Origin of the sequence: Pseudophaeobacter sp. C1-32P7, from assembly GCF_041008775.1 — a bacterium.
GTDB classification, from domain to species: domain Bacteria; phylum Pseudomonadota; class Alphaproteobacteria; order Rhodobacterales; family Rhodobacteraceae; genus Phycobacter; species Phycobacter gallaeciensis_A.
This window is the reverse complement of sequence record NZ_JAXGFR010000005.1, coordinates 83,021-100,107: the sequence shown is the minus strand read 5'-3', so window position 1 is coordinate 100,107 and position 17,087 is coordinate 83,021. Positions and strand designations below refer to the sequence as shown.

General features: G+C 63.6%; 17 protein-coding genes. 11 read left to right on the top strand and 6 right to left on the bottom strand.

Annotated elements, in window-relative coordinates; translation table 11 throughout:
* Nucleotides 1-49 precede the first annotated feature (49 nt).
* Nucleotides 50-2,239 carry a dehydrogenase E1 component subunit alpha/beta gene (locus tag SM763_RS09030; protein ID WP_368998285.1) on the top strand — a complete coding sequence of 730 codons (2,190 nt, stop codon included), beginning with the start codon at nucleotides 50-52 and terminating at the stop codon, nucleotides 2,237-2,239.
* Complete coding sequence (locus tag SM763_RS09025; RefSeq protein WP_368998284.1) at nucleotides 2,236-3,270, top strand: ACP S-malonyltransferase; 1,035 nt, start codon at nucleotides 2,236-2,238, stop codon at nucleotides 3,268-3,270. Before SM763_RS09030 ends, SM763_RS09025 begins: the two co-directional genes overlap by 4 nt.
* Nucleotides 3,271-3,273: 3 nt before the next feature.
* Here the strand turns inward: SM763_RS09025 and SM763_RS09020 are convergent, their stop codons facing one another.
* Nucleotides 3,274-3,708, bottom strand: a complete 435-nt coding sequence (locus SM763_RS09020) for a MerR family transcriptional regulator (RefSeq protein ID WP_368998283.1) — start codon at nucleotides 3,706-3,708, stop codon at nucleotides 3,274-3,276.
* A 73-nt stretch (nucleotides 3,709-3,781) separates the two neighbouring features.
* Here SM763_RS09020 and SM763_RS09015 point away from each other — a divergent pair, with 73 nt between their 5' ends.
* The gene (locus tag SM763_RS09015; protein WP_368998282.1) at nucleotides 3,782-4,408 is read left to right on the top strand and encodes a cation efflux transmembrane domain-containing protein; all 627 of its coding nucleotides are present in this window, start codon (nucleotides 3,782-3,784) and stop codon (nucleotides 4,406-4,408) included.
* A gap of 87 nt (nucleotides 4,409-4,495) precedes the next feature.
* On the opposite strand, the gene SM763_RS09010 is transcribed toward SM763_RS09015, so the two are convergent.
* Complete coding sequence (locus SM763_RS09010) at nucleotides 4,496-5,998, bottom strand: malonate--CoA ligase (protein WP_368998281.1); 1,503 nt, start codon at nucleotides 5,996-5,998, stop codon at nucleotides 4,496-4,498.
* Nucleotides 5,999-6,093: 95 nt separating this feature from the next.
* Here SM763_RS09010 and SM763_RS09005 point away from each other — a divergent pair, with 95 nt between their 5' ends.
* Together SM763_RS09005 and SM763_RS09000 are read left to right on the top strand one after the other, a co-directional pair.
* Entirely contained in the window at nucleotides 6,094-7,035 is a 942-nt protein-coding gene (locus SM763_RS09005; RefSeq protein ID WP_368998280.1) for a DMT family transporter, read from the top strand.
* Between the two features lie 178 nt (nucleotides 7,036-7,213).
* Nucleotides 7,214-7,630 (top strand): GNAT family N-acetyltransferase, encoded by a 417-nt coding sequence (locus SM763_RS09000; RefSeq protein ID WP_368998416.1) that lies wholly within the window; start codon nucleotides 7,214-7,216, stop codon nucleotides 7,628-7,630.
* 113 nt (nucleotides 7,631-7,743) lie between these two features.
* Here SM763_RS09000 and SM763_RS08995 read toward each other — a convergent pair whose 3' ends face one another.
* On the bottom strand, nucleotides 7,744-9,309 hold the full coding sequence (locus SM763_RS08995) for an alkaline phosphatase D family protein (protein WP_274829962.1): 1,566 nt from the start codon (nucleotides 9,307-9,309) through the stop codon (nucleotides 7,744-7,746).
* Nucleotides 9,310-9,448: 139 nt separating this feature from the next.
* The gene (locus SM763_RS08990) at nucleotides 9,449-9,880 is read right to left on the bottom strand and encodes a MarR family winged helix-turn-helix transcriptional regulator (protein ID WP_368998415.1); all 432 of its coding nucleotides are present in this window, start codon (nucleotides 9,878-9,880) and stop codon (nucleotides 9,449-9,451) included.
* Nucleotides 9,881-9,992: 112 nt separating this feature from the next.
* On the opposite strand from SM763_RS08990, the gene SM763_RS08985 reads away from it, so the two are divergent.
* A complete protein-coding gene (locus SM763_RS08985) occupies nucleotides 9,993-10,421 on the top strand; it encodes an organic hydroperoxide resistance protein (protein WP_065271963.1) in 429 nt (142 codons plus the stop codon).
* A gap of 101 nt (nucleotides 10,422-10,522) precedes the next feature.
* Here the strand turns inward: SM763_RS08985 and SM763_RS08980 are convergent, their stop codons facing one another.
* Nucleotides 10,523-11,389, bottom strand: a complete 867-nt coding sequence (locus SM763_RS08980) for a branched-chain amino acid aminotransferase (RefSeq protein ID WP_274829965.1) — start codon at nucleotides 11,387-11,389, stop codon at nucleotides 10,523-10,525.
* A 161-nt stretch (nucleotides 11,390-11,550) separates the two neighbouring features.
* Here SM763_RS08980 and SM763_RS08975 point away from each other — a divergent pair, with 161 nt between their 5' ends.
* The 5 genes from SM763_RS08975 to dxs all read left to right on the top strand — a co-directional run bounded on the left by SM763_RS08975 (nucleotide 11,551) and on the right by dxs (nucleotide 16,020).
* Nucleotides 11,551-12,063, top strand: coding sequence for a MarR family winged helix-turn-helix transcriptional regulator (locus SM763_RS08975; protein ID WP_065271965.1), 513 nt, complete (start codon nucleotides 11,551-11,553; stop codon nucleotides 12,061-12,063).
* Nucleotides 12,060-12,761 carry a response regulator gene (locus tag SM763_RS08970; protein ID WP_368998279.1) on the top strand — a complete coding sequence of 234 codons (702 nt, stop codon included), beginning with the start codon at nucleotides 12,060-12,062 and terminating at the stop codon, nucleotides 12,759-12,761. The genes SM763_RS08975 and SM763_RS08970 overlap by 4 nt, the downstream gene beginning before the upstream one ends.
* Before the next feature lie 153 nt (nucleotides 12,762-12,914).
* Nucleotides 12,915-13,163: an exodeoxyribonuclease VII small subunit gene (locus SM763_RS08965; protein ID WP_065271967.1), complete on the top strand. Its 249-nt coding sequence runs from the start codon at nucleotides 12,915-12,917 to the stop codon at nucleotides 13,161-13,163.
* 4 nt (nucleotides 13,164-13,167) lie between these two features.
* The gene (locus SM763_RS08960; protein ID WP_490363273.1) at nucleotides 13,168-14,052 is read left to right on the top strand and encodes a polyprenyl synthetase family protein; all 885 of its coding nucleotides are present in this window, start codon (nucleotides 13,168-13,170) and stop codon (nucleotides 14,050-14,052) included.
* A 39-nt stretch (nucleotides 14,053-14,091) separates the two neighbouring features.
* Nucleotides 14,092-16,020: a 1-deoxy-D-xylulose-5-phosphate synthase gene (dxs, locus tag SM763_RS08955; RefSeq protein WP_368998278.1), complete on the top strand. Its 1,929-nt coding sequence runs from the start codon at nucleotides 14,092-14,094 to the stop codon at nucleotides 16,018-16,020.
* Between the two features lie 104 nt (nucleotides 16,021-16,124).
* On the opposite strand, the gene SM763_RS08950 is transcribed toward dxs, so the two are convergent.
* On the bottom strand, nucleotides 16,125-17,012 hold the full coding sequence (locus tag SM763_RS08950) for an SDR family oxidoreductase (RefSeq protein WP_368998277.1): 888 nt from the start codon (nucleotides 17,010-17,012) through the stop codon (nucleotides 16,125-16,127).
* Nucleotides 17,013-17,087 lie beyond the last annotated feature (75 nt).

Sequence of the window (17,087 nt, the reverse complement as noted above, 5' to 3'; positions counted from 1 at the left end):
CCCCCATCTGGAGGATAACCCCAACCGGACACTGACATGAGGACATCAGATGGATCGCGCCCAGATCGTGCATCAGAATTTTCTGGACCGGGTTGCAGCCGGACAGCTGCCAGCCGGTGCTTCACCGCGCAGCGGGCTTGCCCCGGAAACAGCCGTCGCGGTCTACCGCGCCCAGGTGCTGAGCCGGGCGCTGGATCTGACCAGCCGCGCCATGCAGAAGGCCGGTGAGGGGTTCTATACCATCGGCTCCTCCGGCCACGAAGGCATGGCCGCCGTCGCCTGTGCCCTCCGCGCCGATGACATGGCCTTCCTCCATTACCGCGACGCCGCCTTCCAGATTGCCCGCGCCGACCAGGTGCCGGGGCAGCGCATCGCCTGGGACATGCTGCTGTCCTTTGCCTGTTCTTCCGAGGATCCCACCTCGGGCGGACGGCACAAGGTTCTGGGCTCCAAGGCACTGATGATCCCGCCGCAGACCTCCACCATCGCCAGCCATCTGCCCAAGGCGGTCGGCGCCGCCTATTCGGTGGGTGCGGCCCGGCGCCATCGCCCGGAACATCAGGTGCTGGCCGATGACAGTATCGTCATGTGTTCCTTTGGCGATGCCTCGGCCAACCATTCCACCGCGCAGGGCGCGATCAACACGGCGGGCTGGACCTCCGTGCAGTCGATCCCGCTGCCGCTTCTGTTCGTCTGCGAGGATAACGGGATCGGCATTTCCACCAAGACGCCCACCGGCTGGATCGAAGCGTCAATGGCGGGGCGGCCCGGCATCAAGTATTTCAAGACCGACGGGCTGGATCTTTACGAGGCCTACGCCACCGCGCTGGAGGCCGCCGAATACGTGCGCACCCGGCGCAAGCCCGCCTTCCTGCACCTGCGCACCGTGCGTCTTTACGGCCATGCGGGCGCCGATGTGCCCACCACCTATCTGGCAAAGGCCGAGGTCGAAGCCGATGAGGCGAACGATCCGCTGCTGCACTCCGTGCGCCTTCTGGCCGAGGCAGGCGCGCTGGAGCCGCAGGAGGCGTTGAAGATCTATAACGACACCTGCGACCGCGTCGAACGCATCCGGACCGAGGCGGTCACCCGCCCGCACCTGAAGACCGGCGCCGATGTGGCCGCCAGCCTGATCCCGCCCGCGCGGGCCTGCGCACCGACCAATGGCGTGCCACCGGAAAAACGCGCCGAGACCTTTGGCAGCGACATGCGCGCCATGGACGAGCCGCAGCCGATGTCGCGCCTGATCAACTGGGCACTAACCGATCTGATGCTGGAGCATGGCGAAATCGTCATGATGGGCGAGGATGTGGGCCGTAAGGGCGGCGTCTATGGCGTGACCCAGAAACTCCACCAGCGGTTCGGCCCCGACCGGATGATCGACACGCTCTTGGACGAACAATCGATCCTCGGGCTGGCCATCGGCATGGGGCACAACGGGTTCCTGCCGATGCCAGAGATCCAGTTCCTCGCCTATCTGCACAATGCCGAAGACCAGATCCGCGGCGAGGCGGCGACGCTGCCGTTCTTCTCGAACGGGCAGTTCGCGAACCCGATGGTGCTGCGTATTGCCGGGCTTGGCTATCAAAAGGGCTTTGGCGGGCATTTCCACAACGACAACTCCTTGGCCGTGCTGCGCGACATTCCAGGGATCGTCATCGCCTGCCCCTCGGACGGGGCCGAGGCCGCGATGATGATGCGCGAAGCAGTTCGATTGGCGCGCGAGGAACAGCGGGTTGTGGTCTTTGTCGAACCGATCGCGCTTTATCCAATGCGCGACCTGCATGAGGCCAAGGACGGCGGCTGGATGCGGAGCTACCCTGCCCCGGATCAACGGATCGCATTGGGAGACGTGGGCGTTGACGGCGACGGCACCGATCTGGCCATCGTGACCTATGGCAACGGGCGGTATCTTTCGACCCAAGCCAAGGCAGAGCTGGAATCCAAAGGCATCAAGACCCGCATCATCGATCTGCGCTGGCTCGCACCGCTCCCGGCGGAGGCGCTGCTGGAGGCCACCAAAGGCTGCAAAAATGTGCTGATCGTCGATGAATGCCGCACCACCGGCAGCCAGTCCGAGGGGTTGATGGCGCTGTTCACCGAAAACGGCGTCACGTCGCTCGCCCGCCATGCAGCAGGCGATTGCTTTATCGCGACCGGACCTGCCTATGCGGCCACTCTGCCGTCCAAGGATAGCATTCTGGCTGCCGCGCTGGACCTGACCGGAGGTGCAAAATGACCCGCAAGGCCGTACTGATCTGCCCCGGACGGGGAACCTACAACAAACCCGAACTCGGCTACCTGCACCGCCACCATGGCGACAAGGCCGCGCTGTTTGCGGGCTTTGACGCCCAGCGCACCGCCGCAGGGCAGGAAGAGGTTACCGCGCTTGACGGGGCCACCCGGTTCTCGGTCTCGAAATACTCCCGCGGAGATATCGCATCGCCGCTGATCTATGCGGCATCGCTGGCCGATGCGCAGTCGCTGGCGAGTGATATCGAAGTGGTCGCGGTCACCGGAAATTCCATGGGCTGGTACATTGCCCTGGCCGCCGCCGGGGCGCTCAGCGCCGAGGACGGCTTTACCGTGGTCAACACCATGGGCACGCTGATGCAGGAGCAATTGATCGGCGGGCAGCTGGTCTATCCTTTCGCAGGTGATGACTGGCAGAACGATCCCGCCCGCAAGGCAGAGCTGCTTGCGATCGTGGCCGAGATCGACGCGCGTGCTGGTCACGACCTGGCCCTATCGATCGATCTGGGCGGTATGCTGGTCTTGGCCGGGAACGAGGCGGGCCTGTCTGCCTTTGAGGCTGCCGTGCCTGTGGTCGAGGAGCGTTTCCCCATGCGGCTGGCCAATCACGCGGCGTTCCACACCGCCCTTCAGGCACCTGTCGCCGCCGAGGGGCGCAAACGTCTGGCTGCGGGCATGTTCACCCAGCCCAAGGTGCCGCTGATCGACGGTCGCGGTCATGTCTGGTGGCCCGGCGCCACCGATACGCAGGCGCTGTGGGACTACACGCTGGGGCATCAGGTGGTGGAGCCTTACGATTTCACCCGTGCGGTGCAGAACGCGGCGCTGGAATTCGCACCGGATCTGTTCATCGTCACCGGCCCAGGCACCACGCTGGGCGGCGCGGTGGCGCAGTCGCTGGTGCATACGGGCTGGCAGGGTATGAGTGGCAAGGCTGATTTCAAGGCACAGCAGGCCAAGGCGCCCTCCCTGATCTCCATGGGCGATGACGCGCAGCGCGCGATTGTCACGGGTTAGGGTCTAATCAACCCTGCGAACAGGCCCGTGATCGGCGGCGCATTGGCTGTGATCGCCAAGCGCCGTCAGCACCTTGCAATGACCGCCATTGCCCCCGTCACACAGATGGGAAATACGTTCCAACTCGCTCGCCAGTTGCTGCAACCGTGCAATGCGGGCGCGCACCTGATCAAGCTGCGCGCGGGCGATGCGGTTGGCCTCGGCGCAATCCTCACCCAGCTCCCCGTCCAGCGCCATCAGCACCTTGATATCCTCTAGCGCAAAGCCAAGGTCGCGGGCGTGTTTGATAAAGCCCAGCGCCTCAAGGCCGTCCTGACCATAGCGGCGCTGATTGCCCGCATTCCGCCCGGCAGGCGGCAGCAGGCCGATCTCCTCGTAGTAGCGGATGGTGGGCACCTTGACCCCCGTTGCCTTGGACAGCGCGCCGATGGAAAACATTTTAGCCCCCTCTTGAACCTCTAGTGACTAGAGACATTAGGTTGAGATCGAATCGGAACAAAGGACAAGGGTAATGGCAGGATGTTGCGGGCATGAGGCGCGGTTCGACGGGGTTTCGGCCGCCTATAAACGGCGCCTCTGGGTCGTGATCGCGATCAACGCGGGCATGTTTGCGGTCGAGATGGGCGCAGGCCAGATGGCAGGCAGTCAGGCGCTGAAGGCGGACGCGTTGGATTTCCTCGGCGATGCGCTGACTTACGGGATCTCACTCGCCGTCATCGGTGCCAGCTTGCGCACCCGCGCGCTGGCGGCGCTGGCCAAGGGGGTGAGCCTCTTGTTGATGGGGATTTGGGTGTTTGGGTCGACCCTCTACCATGTCTTTGTGCTGGGCGTTCCCCAGGCCGAGGTGATGGGCGTCATCGGCTTTATGGCCCTGGCGGCCAATGTGACCTCGGTCCTCTTGCTGGCGGCCTATAGGGACGGGGATGCCAATGTGCGCTCGGTCTGGCTGTGCTCGCGCAACGACGCCATCGGCAATGTGGCGGTGATGATTGCGGCGCTGGGGGTCTGGGGGACAGCCACCGGCTGGCCGGACCTGATCGTCGCCGGGATCATGGCAGGGCTGTTCCTGAATTCCGCCTGGCAGATCCTGGTGCAGGCCATTCAGGAACGCCGCGAGGATCTGGCGCATCAGCACTAAGGACTAGGGCGGTGCCTGCCTGGGGAGGCGCATATGCGCCTGCCGGGGGGCAGGCAGGCGCAGCCCGACCTATCGGCCGGGCGAAACTCAGGCAAACAGCCCGGCGTAGTCTTCGCGCAGGGCCTTTTTCTGCACCTTGCCCATTGTGTTGCGCGGCAGGGCATCAAGCAGGATCACCTCTTTGGGCTGCTTGAACTTCGCCAGCTGCCCCGAAAGTGCGGCTTTCACCGCCTCGGGGCTGGTGCCTTCGCCCGTGGGGACAACCACGGCCACCACTGCCTCGCCGAAATCAGGATGCGGCACGCCGATCACCGCGCTTTCCAAGACGCCGGGGAGATCATCGATCAGGCTTTCCACCTCTTTGGGGTAGACGTTGAAGCCGCCGGTGATCACCAGATCCTTTTCCCGGCCGACGATGGTGACATAGCCGTCTTCGTCCATGCGGGCCATGTCGCCGGTGATGAACCAGCCATCAGGCAGCAGCTCCTCGGCGGTCTTTTCCGGCATCTGCCAGTAGCCCTGAAACACATTGGCCCCGCGCACATGAAGGACGCCGGTCTCGCCCTGCGCCACCTCTTTACCATCCGCCATGATCCGCGCCTCGACACCCGGCAGGGGAAAGCCCACGGTCCCTGCACGACGTTCGCCGTCATAGGGGTTCGACGTGCTCATATTGGTTTCGGTCATGCCATAGCGTTCGAGGATGCGGTGCCCGGTGCGGGCCTCCCAATCCTCATGCGTGTCCACCAACAAAGGCGCCGAGCCGGAGATGAAAAGGCGCATGTTCTCGGCGCGTTCGCGCGTCAGGCGCGGATCCGCCAAGAGGCGCGTGTAGAAGGTCGGGACCCCCATCAGCGCCGTGGCGCGCGGCATGGCGTCGAGGACCTCGTCTGCGTTGAAGCCCTTGAGGAACACCAGCCGCGCCCCGGCCAGCAGCGCCACATTGGTGGCCACGAACAGCCCATGGGTGTGAAAGATCGGCAGCGCGTGGATCAATACGTCCTGATCGGTGAACTGCCAGTAGTCACGCAGCATGAGCGAGTTCGACGCAAGGTTCTCATGGCTCAGCATCGCTCCCTTGGAGCGCCCCGTGGTGCCCGATGTATAAAGGATCGCCGCCAGATCATCCGGTCCGCGCGGCACCGGATCAAAGCCGCCGCGCCCCACAACGGCATCGGTGAGGCTGCCCAGACCCTTGCCATCCAGCGTCACCACGCGGGCGTCACCTGCGATTTCAGCAATGTCATCTTCGCGCGCAGGGTCGTAAACCACCACGCGGGGGCTGGCATCGCCGAGGAAATAAGCCACCTCGGGCGTCGTATAGGCGGTGTTCAAGGGCAGAAAGACGCCCCCTGCCATCACCGTGCCAAGGTAAAGCTGGATCGCCTCGATGGTCTTTTCCACCTGCACCGCCACCCGGTCACCGGGCTGAACTCCCATCGCCACCAGCGCTGCCGCGTTGCGCTCGGCGCCGGCGAACAACTCGCCGAATGTCATGCTGGCCCGTGCCGGGAAAGTGGCGAAATTGCGCGTCTCGTGGCCAACTGAGGCGGCCCGCAGCCGGGAAATCAGGTGGTTGGCATCATACATCGGCTGGCTCCTTCATCAACGCAGGTATCTGCGCCAGAGCGGGGCGGAAAATCAAGCCATTGATCTTTGCCGCGCAGGGGCGCAGGTTCCCGGCCATGACAAAACCCTTAACATCGCATCGACCGATTCTGGCAATCCTGCTGAAAGTCGCCGCCATCGGTCTGTTCACCATGCTGTCGGCCTTGATCAAGGCGGTATCAGAAGAGGTTCCGACAGGTGAGGCGGTGTTCTTCCGTTCCTTCTTTGCCATCCCGGTGATCGTGGTCTGGCTTGCCCTGCGCGGCGATCTGCGTGATGGGCTGAAGACGAAGAACCCGATGGTACACGTCTGGCGCGGGTTGGTGGGAACCTCTGCGATGGGGATGACGTTTCTGGGCCTTGGCCTCTTGCCCCTCCCCGAGGTGACAGCCATCGGCTATGCCACGCCGATCTTCACGCTGATCCTGGCGGCGATTTTCCTTTGCGAGACGATCCGCATGGTGCGGATATCGGCGGTGGCCATCGGGCTCATCGGGGTGATGATCATGATCTGGCCACGGCTTGGCTCTGGTGCGGATCTGGCGGACGGGGCCACCCTGGGCGCGCTTCTGGTGCTTGGGGCGACCATCGCACGGGGCTTTGTCCAGATCCACGTGCGCCGCATGGTGATGACCGAGCCGACCGCCGCCATCGTGTTCTATTTCTCGCTGACCGCATCCGCGCTGTCGCTGCTGACGCTGCCCTTTGGCTGGGTCATGCCCAGCGCCGAGATTCTGGCGATGCTGATCGGGGCTGGCCTTGTTGGCGGGATTGCGCAGATCCTCGTGACCTCTTCTTATCGCTTTGCGCCCGCATCTATGCTGGCGCCCTATGATTATGTCTCGATGATCTTTGCGATTCTGCTTGGCTATTTCTGGTTCGACGAGCTGCCGACCTTTGTCATGCTGGCCGGTGCGACGCTGGTAATCGCGGGCAATGGGCTGGTGATCTGGCGCGAAAGCCGCTTGGGGCTGGAACGCGGCAAGGCGCGCGCGGTCACCGATCCCAAGGGGGGATAAGGGCAAGGCAGCCACGGCAATGTGATTGGCCCGGACGCCCTGCATGGCGCCACTATGCGGGGATTGACGATACCCTCTACGGACCGCCGCCTTGACCGAGACTTCCCCCAGTTTCCTCCCGCCCGCAATCACGCTGGCGCGTCTGACCGACGTACCGCCCGAGCAGATCCTGGCGCATATGTCCGATCCCCGCGTGGCGACGCATCTGCCCTTGATGACCGAAGGCTGGGATGCCGCGATGGTGCGCCAATTCATTGAGATGAAAGAGGCGCGCTGGCAGCAAGACGGGTTGGGCCATTGGGCGTTTCTGGCTGATGGCGCCTATGTCGGATGGGGCGGATTTGAAAAGGAAGGAACCGAATGGGATCTTGGGCTGGTTCTGCGGCCGGATAACTTTGGCCTTGGGCCGCGCATATCGCGGCAATTGCTGGAGTTTGCGCGGCATGATGCGCGCATTCCCTATGTCACCTTCCTGTTGCCGCCTTCGCGCAAATCACTGGGCGCGCTGTCCCGGCTGGGCGCGCGGTTTCTGGAAGAGATCGACTACGATGGCACCCGTTTCCTGAAATTCCGCCTCGACACCCCGCAGAGCTAAGGCGCATTTCATTGGCGGGTCAAACGGCAAGACAATGAAATTGGGAAATTGGCCCGGGACGTCGCCCCGGGCCATCGGTTCTTTGATTGCCTCTGTCCTTACGGGCAGATGGATCAGATGCTGGCACCCTTGGGATCCAGGGTGATCTTCCACAACTCCTGATCGGCGCGGTCCATCAGGCGCACGGTCATCTGCTGGGTGGCGCCGTCGATGTCCACCAGACCGAAGAACTGCAGACCCATCGAGGGCGGCAGGTTGGCCCCCTGCTCCTCGGTCGGGGCCTTCACGAACTTCACTTCGGGGCCAAAGGTGCCGTCCAGCGCGTTCGGACCAAAGGTGCCGGCGTGCAGCGGGCCTGAGACGAACTCCCAGAAAGGTTCGAAGTCCTGGAAGGCGGCCTTGTCCGGGTTGTAGTAATGCGCCGCAGTGTAGTGCACATCGGCAGTGAACCAGACGGTGTTGTCGATCTTGGCGGTCTTGATGAAGCGCAGCAGGTCGGCGATTTCGAATTCGCGGCCCTTGGCGCTGCCATCGTCACCGTTCGAGATCGCCTCGACCCGCTCCCCGTCGCGCACGACCAGACCGATGGGCATATCGCAGGCGATGACCTTCCAGGTCGCGGAGGAGTTCACCAACTCACGCTTGAGCCATGCGATCTGCTCGGCGCCCAGAAGCGTGGTTGCCTCATCCGCAGGGTTTTCCTGCAGACCCAGGCTGTTGCCCGCGCGATAGCTGCGCAAATCCAGGAAGAAGACGTCCAGCATCGGGCCGTAACCGATCTTGCGGTAGACCCGGCCCGGCTCGGCGGGCGTGTAGCTGATCGGGGTCATCTCGTGGAAGGCCTTGGCCGAGCGGGCCGCCAGCACATGCACGTTCTTCTCGGTGTAACGGTCGTCGCCGCTCAGATCCTTGGCGTCGGACCAGTTGTTGACAACTTCGTGGTCGTCCCACTGGAAGAAGGTCGGGCACAGGGCGTTCATTTCGCGCACGTGCTCGTCCATCATGTTGTATTTCCACTGGCCGCGGAATTCGTCGAGGGTCTCGGCGACCTTGCGCTTTTCGTCGATCAGGGTGGCGTTCTTCCAGATCAGCTGACCGTCCTTTTCGACCTCGTCCTGCATCGGGCCATCGGCATAGATGGTGTCGCCCGAGTGGATGAAGAAATCGGGGCGGTGCTGGGCCATGGTCGCATAGGTGCGCATGCCTTCGTCATCGATGCCCCAGCCCTGACCGGCGGTGTCGCCGGACCAGGCAAAACGCACATCGCGGCGCGCGGTCGGCGCGGTGCGGAACTGGCCGACGATGGGGTCAGATGTCGCCTGCAGATCGTTCAGATCCGCCGCCACAAAGCGGTAGAAGATATCCTGATCCGACGGCAGGCCATCGACCATGCGCTTGACGGCGAAATCGTTGCTGGGGCCTGCGGTCAGCGGCGCCAGCTGGCGCGCATTGGCAAAGCTTTCGGTGGTGGAGACTTCCATCATCACCCGCGCGGGGCGGTCGGTGCGGGTCCAGATCATGCCGGACATGGTGTCCACGTCGCCGGACTGAACGCCGTGCGTAAAGACCGGGCGCGCCGAAGCACGCGAAATCGAGGGCGCCGCCAGCGAGGCAGCAAAAGCGGTACCGCCCGCCAGGAAAGCCCGGCGGCTGGGGCGCATAAAGCGATGAGAAGACATGAGATTCCCCTGTCTGTTACATTGGATAGGTGGCGCCAGACAGACCGCGCCAATGTAAAATCTTTCCGTGCTCAAAATGAAACTTTGACGAACGTTTTGTGACCCCCTGCCCGCGCGGTGAAAGGACGGGCTGGCCAGGTCAGGCGGAGTCCAGCCGCGCACGCAGGGCGTTTACCCGTTCGCGCAACTCGATCAGCTCGTTCAGATCGCCGCCCATCGCCTCGATGACGCAGGTGGAAATTTCCTGCGCCTTGGCCTGCAGAGCCTGCCCCTTGTCGGTCAGGGACACGATCAGGCTGCGCTCATCCTCGGGATTGCGGCGGCGGGTCAGGTAGCCTGCGCTTTCCATCCGCTTCAACAGCGGCGTCAGCGTATTGGTTTCCAGATCCAGCCGCTTGCCCAGATCGCTGACCTTCTGTTCGTCCTGCTCCCACAGGGCCACCAGCACCAGATACTGCGGATAGGTCAGGCCCAAGGGCGCCAGCAGGGGACGGTACAGCCGCGTCAGCGCGTGGTTCGCCGAATAGAGCGAGAAGCACAGAAGATCGTCAATTTTCAGGGTCCGGTCCATGTCTTCATGATTTATGTCGCGCACGCTTTAATCGCAAGCGGTTGATTTTCGGCCCGAAGCGTCTATTTATATCGTGCACGATACAATCGTACACGATTCAAAAGGAGGCAACATGTCCATCACCCCGATCTACACCGCAGGCGCCACTGCAACCGGCGGCCGCGACGGCAAGGCCAGCATCCACGGCAGCGAGGTTCATTTCGATCTGGATCCGCCCCGCGAAATGGGCGGCGGCGGTAAAGGCAGCAACCCGGAACAGCTTTTCGCCGCCGGATATGCGGCCTGCTATATCGGTGCGATGAAATTCGCCACGACCCAGGACACATCCCTGGCCAAGGTGCCCGACGATGTTTCTGTCGATGCCGCGGTTGGCATCGGTCCGCGCGCCGAAGGCGGCTTTGGCCTCTCGGTGAACCTCAAGGTCTCCATGCCCGGTGTGGACAAGGTCGAAGCCCAACGCATCGCCGATGCGGGCCACGCCATCTGCCCCTATTCCAACGCCACCCGCGGCAATATTGAAGTCACCACCGAGGTGGTCTGACAGCCCCGCCACCGGGCGCCCACTGCACCGCAGGTGCTGAAACAGAAAAAGCGCGGGCCAATCGGTCCGCGCTTTTGCATCTTACCAACAGATCTGACGGATCAGCTGCGCACCAGCGCCTCATAGGCCTCGGCGATCTCGCGGGTCAGCGCGCCGACTTCGAACGTGTAGGGGCCGATCTCGCCCACCGGGGTGACCTCGGCAGCGGTGCCAGTCAGCCAGCACTGTTCAAAGCCTTCCATTTCCTCGGGCATGATGTGGCGCTCGTGCACGGTGATGCCACGGTCCTTCAGCATGCCGATCACGGTCTGACGGGTGAGACCGTTGAGGAAGCAATCGGGCAGCGGCGTATGCACTTCGCCATCCTTCACGAAGAAGATATTGGCGCCGGTCGCCTCGGCCACGTAACCGCGGTAATCCATGAACAGCGCGTCCGAGCAGCCCTTGGCCTCGGCCTTGTGCTTGGAGATGGTGCAGATCATGTAAAGGCCGGCCGCCTTGGCGTGTACCGGGATGGTTTCCGGGCTCGGGCGTTTCCATTCTGCGATGTCCAGCTTGGCGCCCTGCATCTTGGCGTCACCGTAATAGGCGCCCCAGCCCCAGACAGCGACCGCCATCCGCACCGGGTTCTTGGCCGAAGCCACGCCCATGTCCTCACCGGCGCCGCGCCAGACCAGCGCCCGCACATAGGCGTCGGTCAGACCCGAGGCCTTCAGGGTCTCTTCCTTGGCGGCTTCGATCTGATCCACGGTATAGGGCATCGGCATGTCCAGCGCCTCGGCCGAGGCGATCAGGCGCTCGGAGTGTTCGCGGCTCTTGAAGATCTTGCCGTTATAGGCGCGCTCGCCCTCGAAAACGGAAGACGCATAATGCATCGCATGGGTCAGGATATGCACCTTGGCATCCCGCCATTCGACCATCTCCCCGTCCATCCAGATCAATCCGTCACGGTCATCATATCCGGCCATGCCGCACCTCCACTAAATCCATCGATGTTTTCATAAGTTGCGCTCGAAATGACCGGAGCGGACATATTGTTGCGCCAAAGCTGCGATTCGATACATCTTCACCCTTGGAATGTCAATAACGCTGACTTAAACTGCCTGTGAGAGCAGTGGAGGGGACAGCCATGCCGGAAGGGCGTTCAGGACAGGGTTTTGGCGGCGAAAGCCTGTTGTTTCTGACGGACGAACAGCTCCGCCAGGGGATCGAGGCGGTGTTCTTTGCCTACCGGGGTTTTACCGCAGATCCCGACCGGATCCTCGCTGAAATGGCCTATGGCCGGGCGCATCACCGGGCGATCCACTTTATCAACCGGGCGCCGGGCACCACGGTCAACAACCTGCTGACCATTCTGGGCGTCACCAAGCAATCTCTGAACCGGGTACTGCGCACCCTGATCGAAGACGGGCTGGTCGAAAGCAGGGTCGGCACCGCCGACAAGCGGGAACGGCATCTTTACCTCACCGAAAAGGGCGTGGCCCTGGAAACGGCACTGTCCGATGCCCAGCGCGCCCGCATGCGCAGCGCCTATAAAGAAGCCGGCCCCGAGGCGGTACAGGGCTTCAAGAAGGTGCTGGAGGCGATGATGGATGCGGATATGCGCCGGGTCTATGCCAAGCTGCGGGAAACCGGATCATGAGCACCAACGACGCACATCTGATGATCGTGGATGATGATGAGCGCATCCGCAGCCTGTTGAAGAAGTTCCTGATGCGGGCCGGATTCCTTGTGACCGCCGCGCGCGATGGCGCCCATGCCCGGCGTCTGCTGGCCGGGCTCGATTTCGATCTGATCATCATGGATGTGATGATGCCGGGCGAGGATGGCGTCAGCCTGACCCGCGCCTTGCGCGAAACCATGTCCACGCCAATCCTGCTGCTGACCGCCAAGGGCGAGACCGATGACCGTATCGCCGGGCTCGAGGCCGGGGCCGACGATTACCTGTCCAAACCGTTTGAGCCCAAGGAGCTGCTGCTGCGCGTCAATGCCATCCTGCGCAGGATGCCCGATACCGTGGCCGAGGACAGCATTCCCAAGGTTCTGCACCTCGGCGCCATCCGCTATGACATCGAACGGGGCGAGATGTGGCAGGGAGACGAGCTGATCCGCCTCACCGGCACCGAAAGCCAGCTGATGAAGATCTTTTCTGCCCAGCCCGGAGAGCCGATCAGCCGGGCAAAACTGGTCGAGGATTTGGGCCGCGACCGGGGCCAGGCGCAAGAACGCGCCGTGGACGTGCAGATCACCCGCCTGCGCCGCAAGATCGAACCCAACCCGAAACAACCGCAATACCTGCAAACCGTGCGCGGTGCGGGCTATATGCTGGCGCCAGACTGAGCCCCCCGGCCCCGCCCCAGACCGGTAAAGCTGCCGCCTTTCCACGGCGCGTTTATGCCGCTCTCACACCTCGACTTTGACGTGCAGATATGATCTGAACGCCCTGCCCGTCTCCGCCCGGGCGCATGTGGAAGAACTGACAGAGGCAGCCAGATGACCGAGACCCAGACCCCCGTCGAAGAGATGAGCTTTGAACAGGCCATGCACGAGCTGGAACGCGTGGTGGATCAGCTGGAACGCGGCGATGTGGCGCTGGATGCCTCGATCGCGCTGTACGAACGCGGCGCGGCGCTGAAGAAACGCTGCGAGGACGAGCTGAAGCGCGCCGAGGAAAAGGTCGCCGCCATCACACTGGATGCAAATGGCACCCCGACCGGCACCCAGCCGCTGGATGCGGGCTGAGGGCATGACCACGGAGATGCAGGCGGACACGCGCGCCTTTCAGGCGGCGCTGCTGGATGCCCAGACCCGGATCACCGCCCATATGGACATGCGGCTGAGCGGCACCGACCGGCTGCACGATGCCATGCGCTATGCCATGGTCGGTGGCAAGATGCTGCGCGGATTTCTGGTGCTGGAAAGCGCCCGCTTGCATGGTGTCGATGCAACCGCCGCGCTGGATGCGGCGCTGGCCATTGAGTGCGTGCACGCCTATTCGCTGGTACACGACGATCTGCCCTGCATGGACGATGACGACCTGCGCCGGGGTCAGCCGACCCTGCACCGCAAATGGGACGAGGCCACGGCGACGCTCGCCGGGGATGCCTTGCAGACATTTGCCTTTGAACTTCTGGCCGCCGATCACATCGGCCCGCAGGCGCTGGTGCTGATCCGGGCGCTGGCGCAATCGGCAGGCAGGGATGGCATGGTTTCGGGGCAGATGATGGACATCGCCGCGGAAACCGCAGGCACGCCGCTGACACTTGACGAAATCACCCGGCTGCAAGCCCGCAAGACCGGTTGCCTGATCGAATGGTCCGCCACCGCCGGTGCGGTTCTGGCCGACGCGGATACCGGGCCTTTGCAGGCCTACGCCTCGGCGCTAGGGCTTGCTTTTCAGATCGCTGACGACATCTTGGATGTTGAAGGCGATGCCAGCAAGGTCGGCAAGGCCCTGCGCAAGGACGAAACCGCTGGCAAGGCCACCTTTGTCTCCCTGCTGGGGCTGGAACCGGCAAAAGCCCGCGCAGAAGAGCTGTGCGACACCGCCTGTGCCGCGCTTTCTTCCTATGGGGAAGAGGCTGCAATCTTGAAGGACGCCGCCCGCTTCGTTATTGCGCGCGATAGCTAACCTGCGCACCATTTGCTGCGCCACTCCCGAGGAGGAGCCATGTCTGAGAGGCCCCATACCCCGCTACTGGATCAGATCGCCCGCCCGGCGGATCTGAAAGGCCTCAGCGACCGCCAGCTGACGCAGGTCGCGGACGAGCTGCGCCAGGAGACCGTTTCGGCCGTTTCCGAAACCGGCGGCCACCTGGGCGCAGGCCTTGGCGTGGTGGAGCTGACGGTGGCGCTGCACGCGGTGTTCGACACGCCGCGCGACAAGGTGATCTGGGATGTCTCGCACCAAAGCTATCCGCACAAGATCCTGACCGGGCGCCGCGACCGCATCCGCACCCTGCGCAAGAAGGACGGGCTGTCCGGTTTCACCAAACGCGTCGAATCCCCTTACGACCCCTTTGGCGCCGCCCATAGCTCCACCTCGATCAGCGCGGCGCTGGGGTTCGCCGTCGCCCGCGATCTGGGTGGCAACGTGCCCGAAGGGCTGGGCGATGCCATCGCGGTGATCGGCGACGGCGCCATGTCCGCCGGCATGGCCTTTGAAGCGATGAATAACGCGGGCCATCTGGGCAAACGCCTGATCGTCATCCTCAACGACAACGAAATGTCGATCGCGCCGCCTGTGGGCGCGCTGTCCTCCTACCTGTCGCGGCTTTACGCCGAAGAACCCTTTCAGGAGCTGAAGGCCGTGGCCAAGGGCGCTGCCTCCTTGCTGCCAGAACCCTTCCGCGAAGGTGCCAAACGCGCCAAGGACATGCTGAAGGGCATGGCCGTCGGCGGCACCCTGTTTGAATCCTTGGGCTTTTCCTACCTCGGACCCATCGACGGTCACGACATGGACCAGCTTCTGCCGGTGCTGCGCACCGTGAAGGCACGGGCATCGGGGCCAATCCTGATCCATGTGCTGACGAAGAAGGGCAAGGGCTACGCCCCCGCCGAGCGCGCCGATGACAAAGGCCACGCCACGGCGACCTTTGACGTCATCACCGGCAAGCAGAACAAGCCGCCGTCGAACGCGCCGTCCTATACATCGGTCTTTGGCGACGAGTTGGTGAAACTGGCTGCGAAGGACGACAAGATCTGCGCAGTGACCGCTGCCATGCCCGATGGTACTGGTCTTGGCCTGATGGCCGAACGCTACCCCTCGCGCACCTTTGACGTCGGCATTGCCGAACAGCATGGCGTGACCTTTGCCGCCGCACTGGCTGCCGGGGGGATGAAGCCCTTCTGCGCGATGTATTCCACCTTCTTGCAACGCGGCTATGACCAGGTGGTGCACGATGTGGCGATCCAGCGCCTGCCGGTGCGTTTCGCCATCGACCGCGCTGGTCTGGTCGGCGCTGATGGCGCCACCCACGCGGGCAGCTTCGACATTGCCTATATGGCCAACCTGCCCGGCATGGTGGTGATGGCCGCCGCAGACGAGGCCGAGCTGAAGCATATGGTCGCCACCGCCGCAGCCCACGATGACGGCCCCATCGCCTTCCGCTATCCCCGCGGCGAGGGCGAAGGCGTCGATATGCCCGAAGAGGCAGAGGTTCTGGAAATCGGCAAGGGCCGGATGATCCAGACCGGCGCCCGCGTTGCGATCCTCTCCTTCGGCACCCGTCTGGGTGAGGTGAAAAAGGCGGCCGAGTCCCTGTCTGCCAAGGGGATCACGCCCACTATCGCGGATGCGCGGTTCGCCAAACCCTTGGACCGCGAGATGATCCTGCAGCTGGCCGAAGGTCACGAGGCGCTGATCACCATCGAGGAAGGCGCAGTGGGCGGTTTCGGCAGCCACGTTGCGCAGCTCCTCGCCGAAGAAGGCGTCTTTGATTCCGGCCTGAAGTTCCGCTCGATGGTGTTGCCCGATACTTTCATCGATCAGGCCAGCCCTGCAGATATGTACGATACCGCCGCCATGAACGCCCCGCAGATCGAAGCCAAGGTGCTGGAGGTCCTGGGTATCGCGACGATTGGGGAAAAGCGGGCTTAACACGCCGTCAATAAGCCTGTGACTGCCTGGGGAGACGCGAATGCGCCTGCCAAGGGGTAGGCAGGCGCAGGCCGGGCCGCAAGCGCCCCGGCCGATTGGTCGTACTACAAGGCTGGCGGATCCGCCGGGGGCGTGTAACTTTCCAGATCCTCAGCCAATTTCACCGCGCGCAGGCCCGTGCGGTAATCGGGATAGGCCAGCCTCACGCCCAGTTCTTCCTTGATGCGGGTATTCCGAACGCGCTTGTTCTCACCGTAGAAGCTGCGCGCCATGGGGGTCATTCCGGCCTCGTCAAAGGGCACCTCGGCAGGCACCGGCAGGCCCAGCAGCTCGGCGCCGTAACCAAGCACATCCTGCGGCGGAGCGGGTTCATCATCGCAGACATTGTAGATCGCACCCGGATTGGGTCGGTCGATCGAGGCCTCCAGCACCGTCGCGATATCCTCCACATGAATACGGGAAAACACCTGTCCCGGCTTCACGATGCGCCGCGCTTTTCCCGCCATCAGCTTGGCAAAGGGACCGCGGCCGGGACCGTAGATGCCGGCCAGACGAAAGATATGCAGCGGCAGATCCGGGATCGCCTGCCATGCCGCCTCGGCCTGCGCGCGCCAGTTGCCGCGACGGCTGGAGGGGGCAACGGGCGTGTCCTCATCCACCCAGGCGCCGCCCTGATCGCCATAGACGGCGGTGGTGGATAGATAACCGACCCAATCGAACTGTCCGGACGCAGCGCGCGCCGCCAGTTCCTCCCGCAGCGCCTCCATCACCGGATCGCCGCCCTCATTCGGACCAACCGAGGACAGCACATGGGTGACGCCATCGAGCGGAATCGATGCGCCGGGCCATTGCTGCAGCTCCACGCCCTCATCGGGCTGCGCCTCATCCAGATCCCGCGTGGTGCCAATCACCCGCCAGCCCCGCGCCAGCATCCGCCGCGCCAGTGCCCGGGCTGAGTAGCCATATCCGATACAGAGAAGTGTTTTTGTCATGCCCCAATAGATGCGTCGCAGAGGGCCGCCCGGCAAGGGCGGAAATATCCGCGATGACGCAAACGGGATGGACCG

Bases quoted from the DNA above. Each gene is read 5' to 3' on its own strand.
- SM763_RS09030 (WP_368998285.1), top strand. From the start codon at position 50: ATGGATCGCGCCCAGATCGTGCATCAGAATTTTCTGGACCGGGTTGCA.
- SM763_RS09025 (WP_368998284.1), top strand. From the start codon at position 2,236: ATGACCCGCAAGGCCGTACTGATCTGCCCCGGACGGGGAACCTACAAC.
- SM763_RS09020 (WP_368998283.1), bottom strand. From the start codon at position 3,708: ATGTTTTCCATCGGCGCGCTGTCCAAGGCAACGGGGGTCAAGGTGCCC.
- SM763_RS09015 (WP_368998282.1), top strand. From the start codon at position 3,782: ATGGCAGGATGTTGCGGGCATGAGGCGCGGTTCGACGGGGTTTCGGCC.
- SM763_RS09010 (WP_368998281.1), bottom strand. From the start codon at position 5,998: ATGTATGATGCCAACCACCTGATTTCCCGGCTGCGGGCCGCCTCAGTT.
- SM763_RS09005 (WP_368998280.1), top strand. From the start codon at position 6,094: ATGACAAAACCCTTAACATCGCATCGACCGATTCTGGCAATCCTGCTG.
- SM763_RS09000 (WP_368998416.1), top strand. From the start codon at position 7,214: ATGTCCGATCCCCGCGTGGCGACGCATCTGCCCTTGATGACCGAAGGC.
- SM763_RS08995 (WP_274829962.1), bottom strand. From the start codon at position 9,309: ATGTCTTCTCATCGCTTTATGCGCCCCAGCCGCCGGGCTTTCCTGGCG.
- SM763_RS08990 (WP_368998415.1), bottom strand. From the start codon at position 9,880: ATGGACCGGACCCTGAAAATTGACGATCTTCTGTGCTTCTCGCTCTAT.
- SM763_RS08985 (WP_065271963.1), top strand. From the start codon at position 9,993: ATGTCCATCACCCCGATCTACACCGCAGGCGCCACTGCAACCGGCGGC.
- SM763_RS08980 (WP_274829965.1), bottom strand. From the start codon at position 11,389: ATGGCCGGATATGATGACCGTGACGGATTGATCTGGATGGACGGGGAG.
- SM763_RS08975 (WP_065271965.1), top strand. From the start codon at position 11,551: ATGCCGGAAGGGCGTTCAGGACAGGGTTTTGGCGGCGAAAGCCTGTTG.
- SM763_RS08970 (WP_368998279.1), top strand. From the start codon at position 12,060: ATGAGCACCAACGACGCACATCTGATGATCGTGGATGATGATGAGCGC.
- SM763_RS08965 (WP_065271967.1), top strand. From the start codon at position 12,915: ATGACCGAGACCCAGACCCCCGTCGAAGAGATGAGCTTTGAACAGGCC.
- SM763_RS08960 (WP_490363273.1), top strand. From the start codon at position 13,168: ATGACCACGGAGATGCAGGCGGACACGCGCGCCTTTCAGGCGGCGCTG.
- dxs (WP_368998278.1), top strand. From the start codon at position 14,092: ATGTCTGAGAGGCCCCATACCCCGCTACTGGATCAGATCGCCCGCCCG.
- SM763_RS08950 (WP_368998277.1), bottom strand. From the start codon at position 17,012: ATGACAAAAACACTTCTCTGTATCGGATATGGCTACTCAGCCCGGGCA.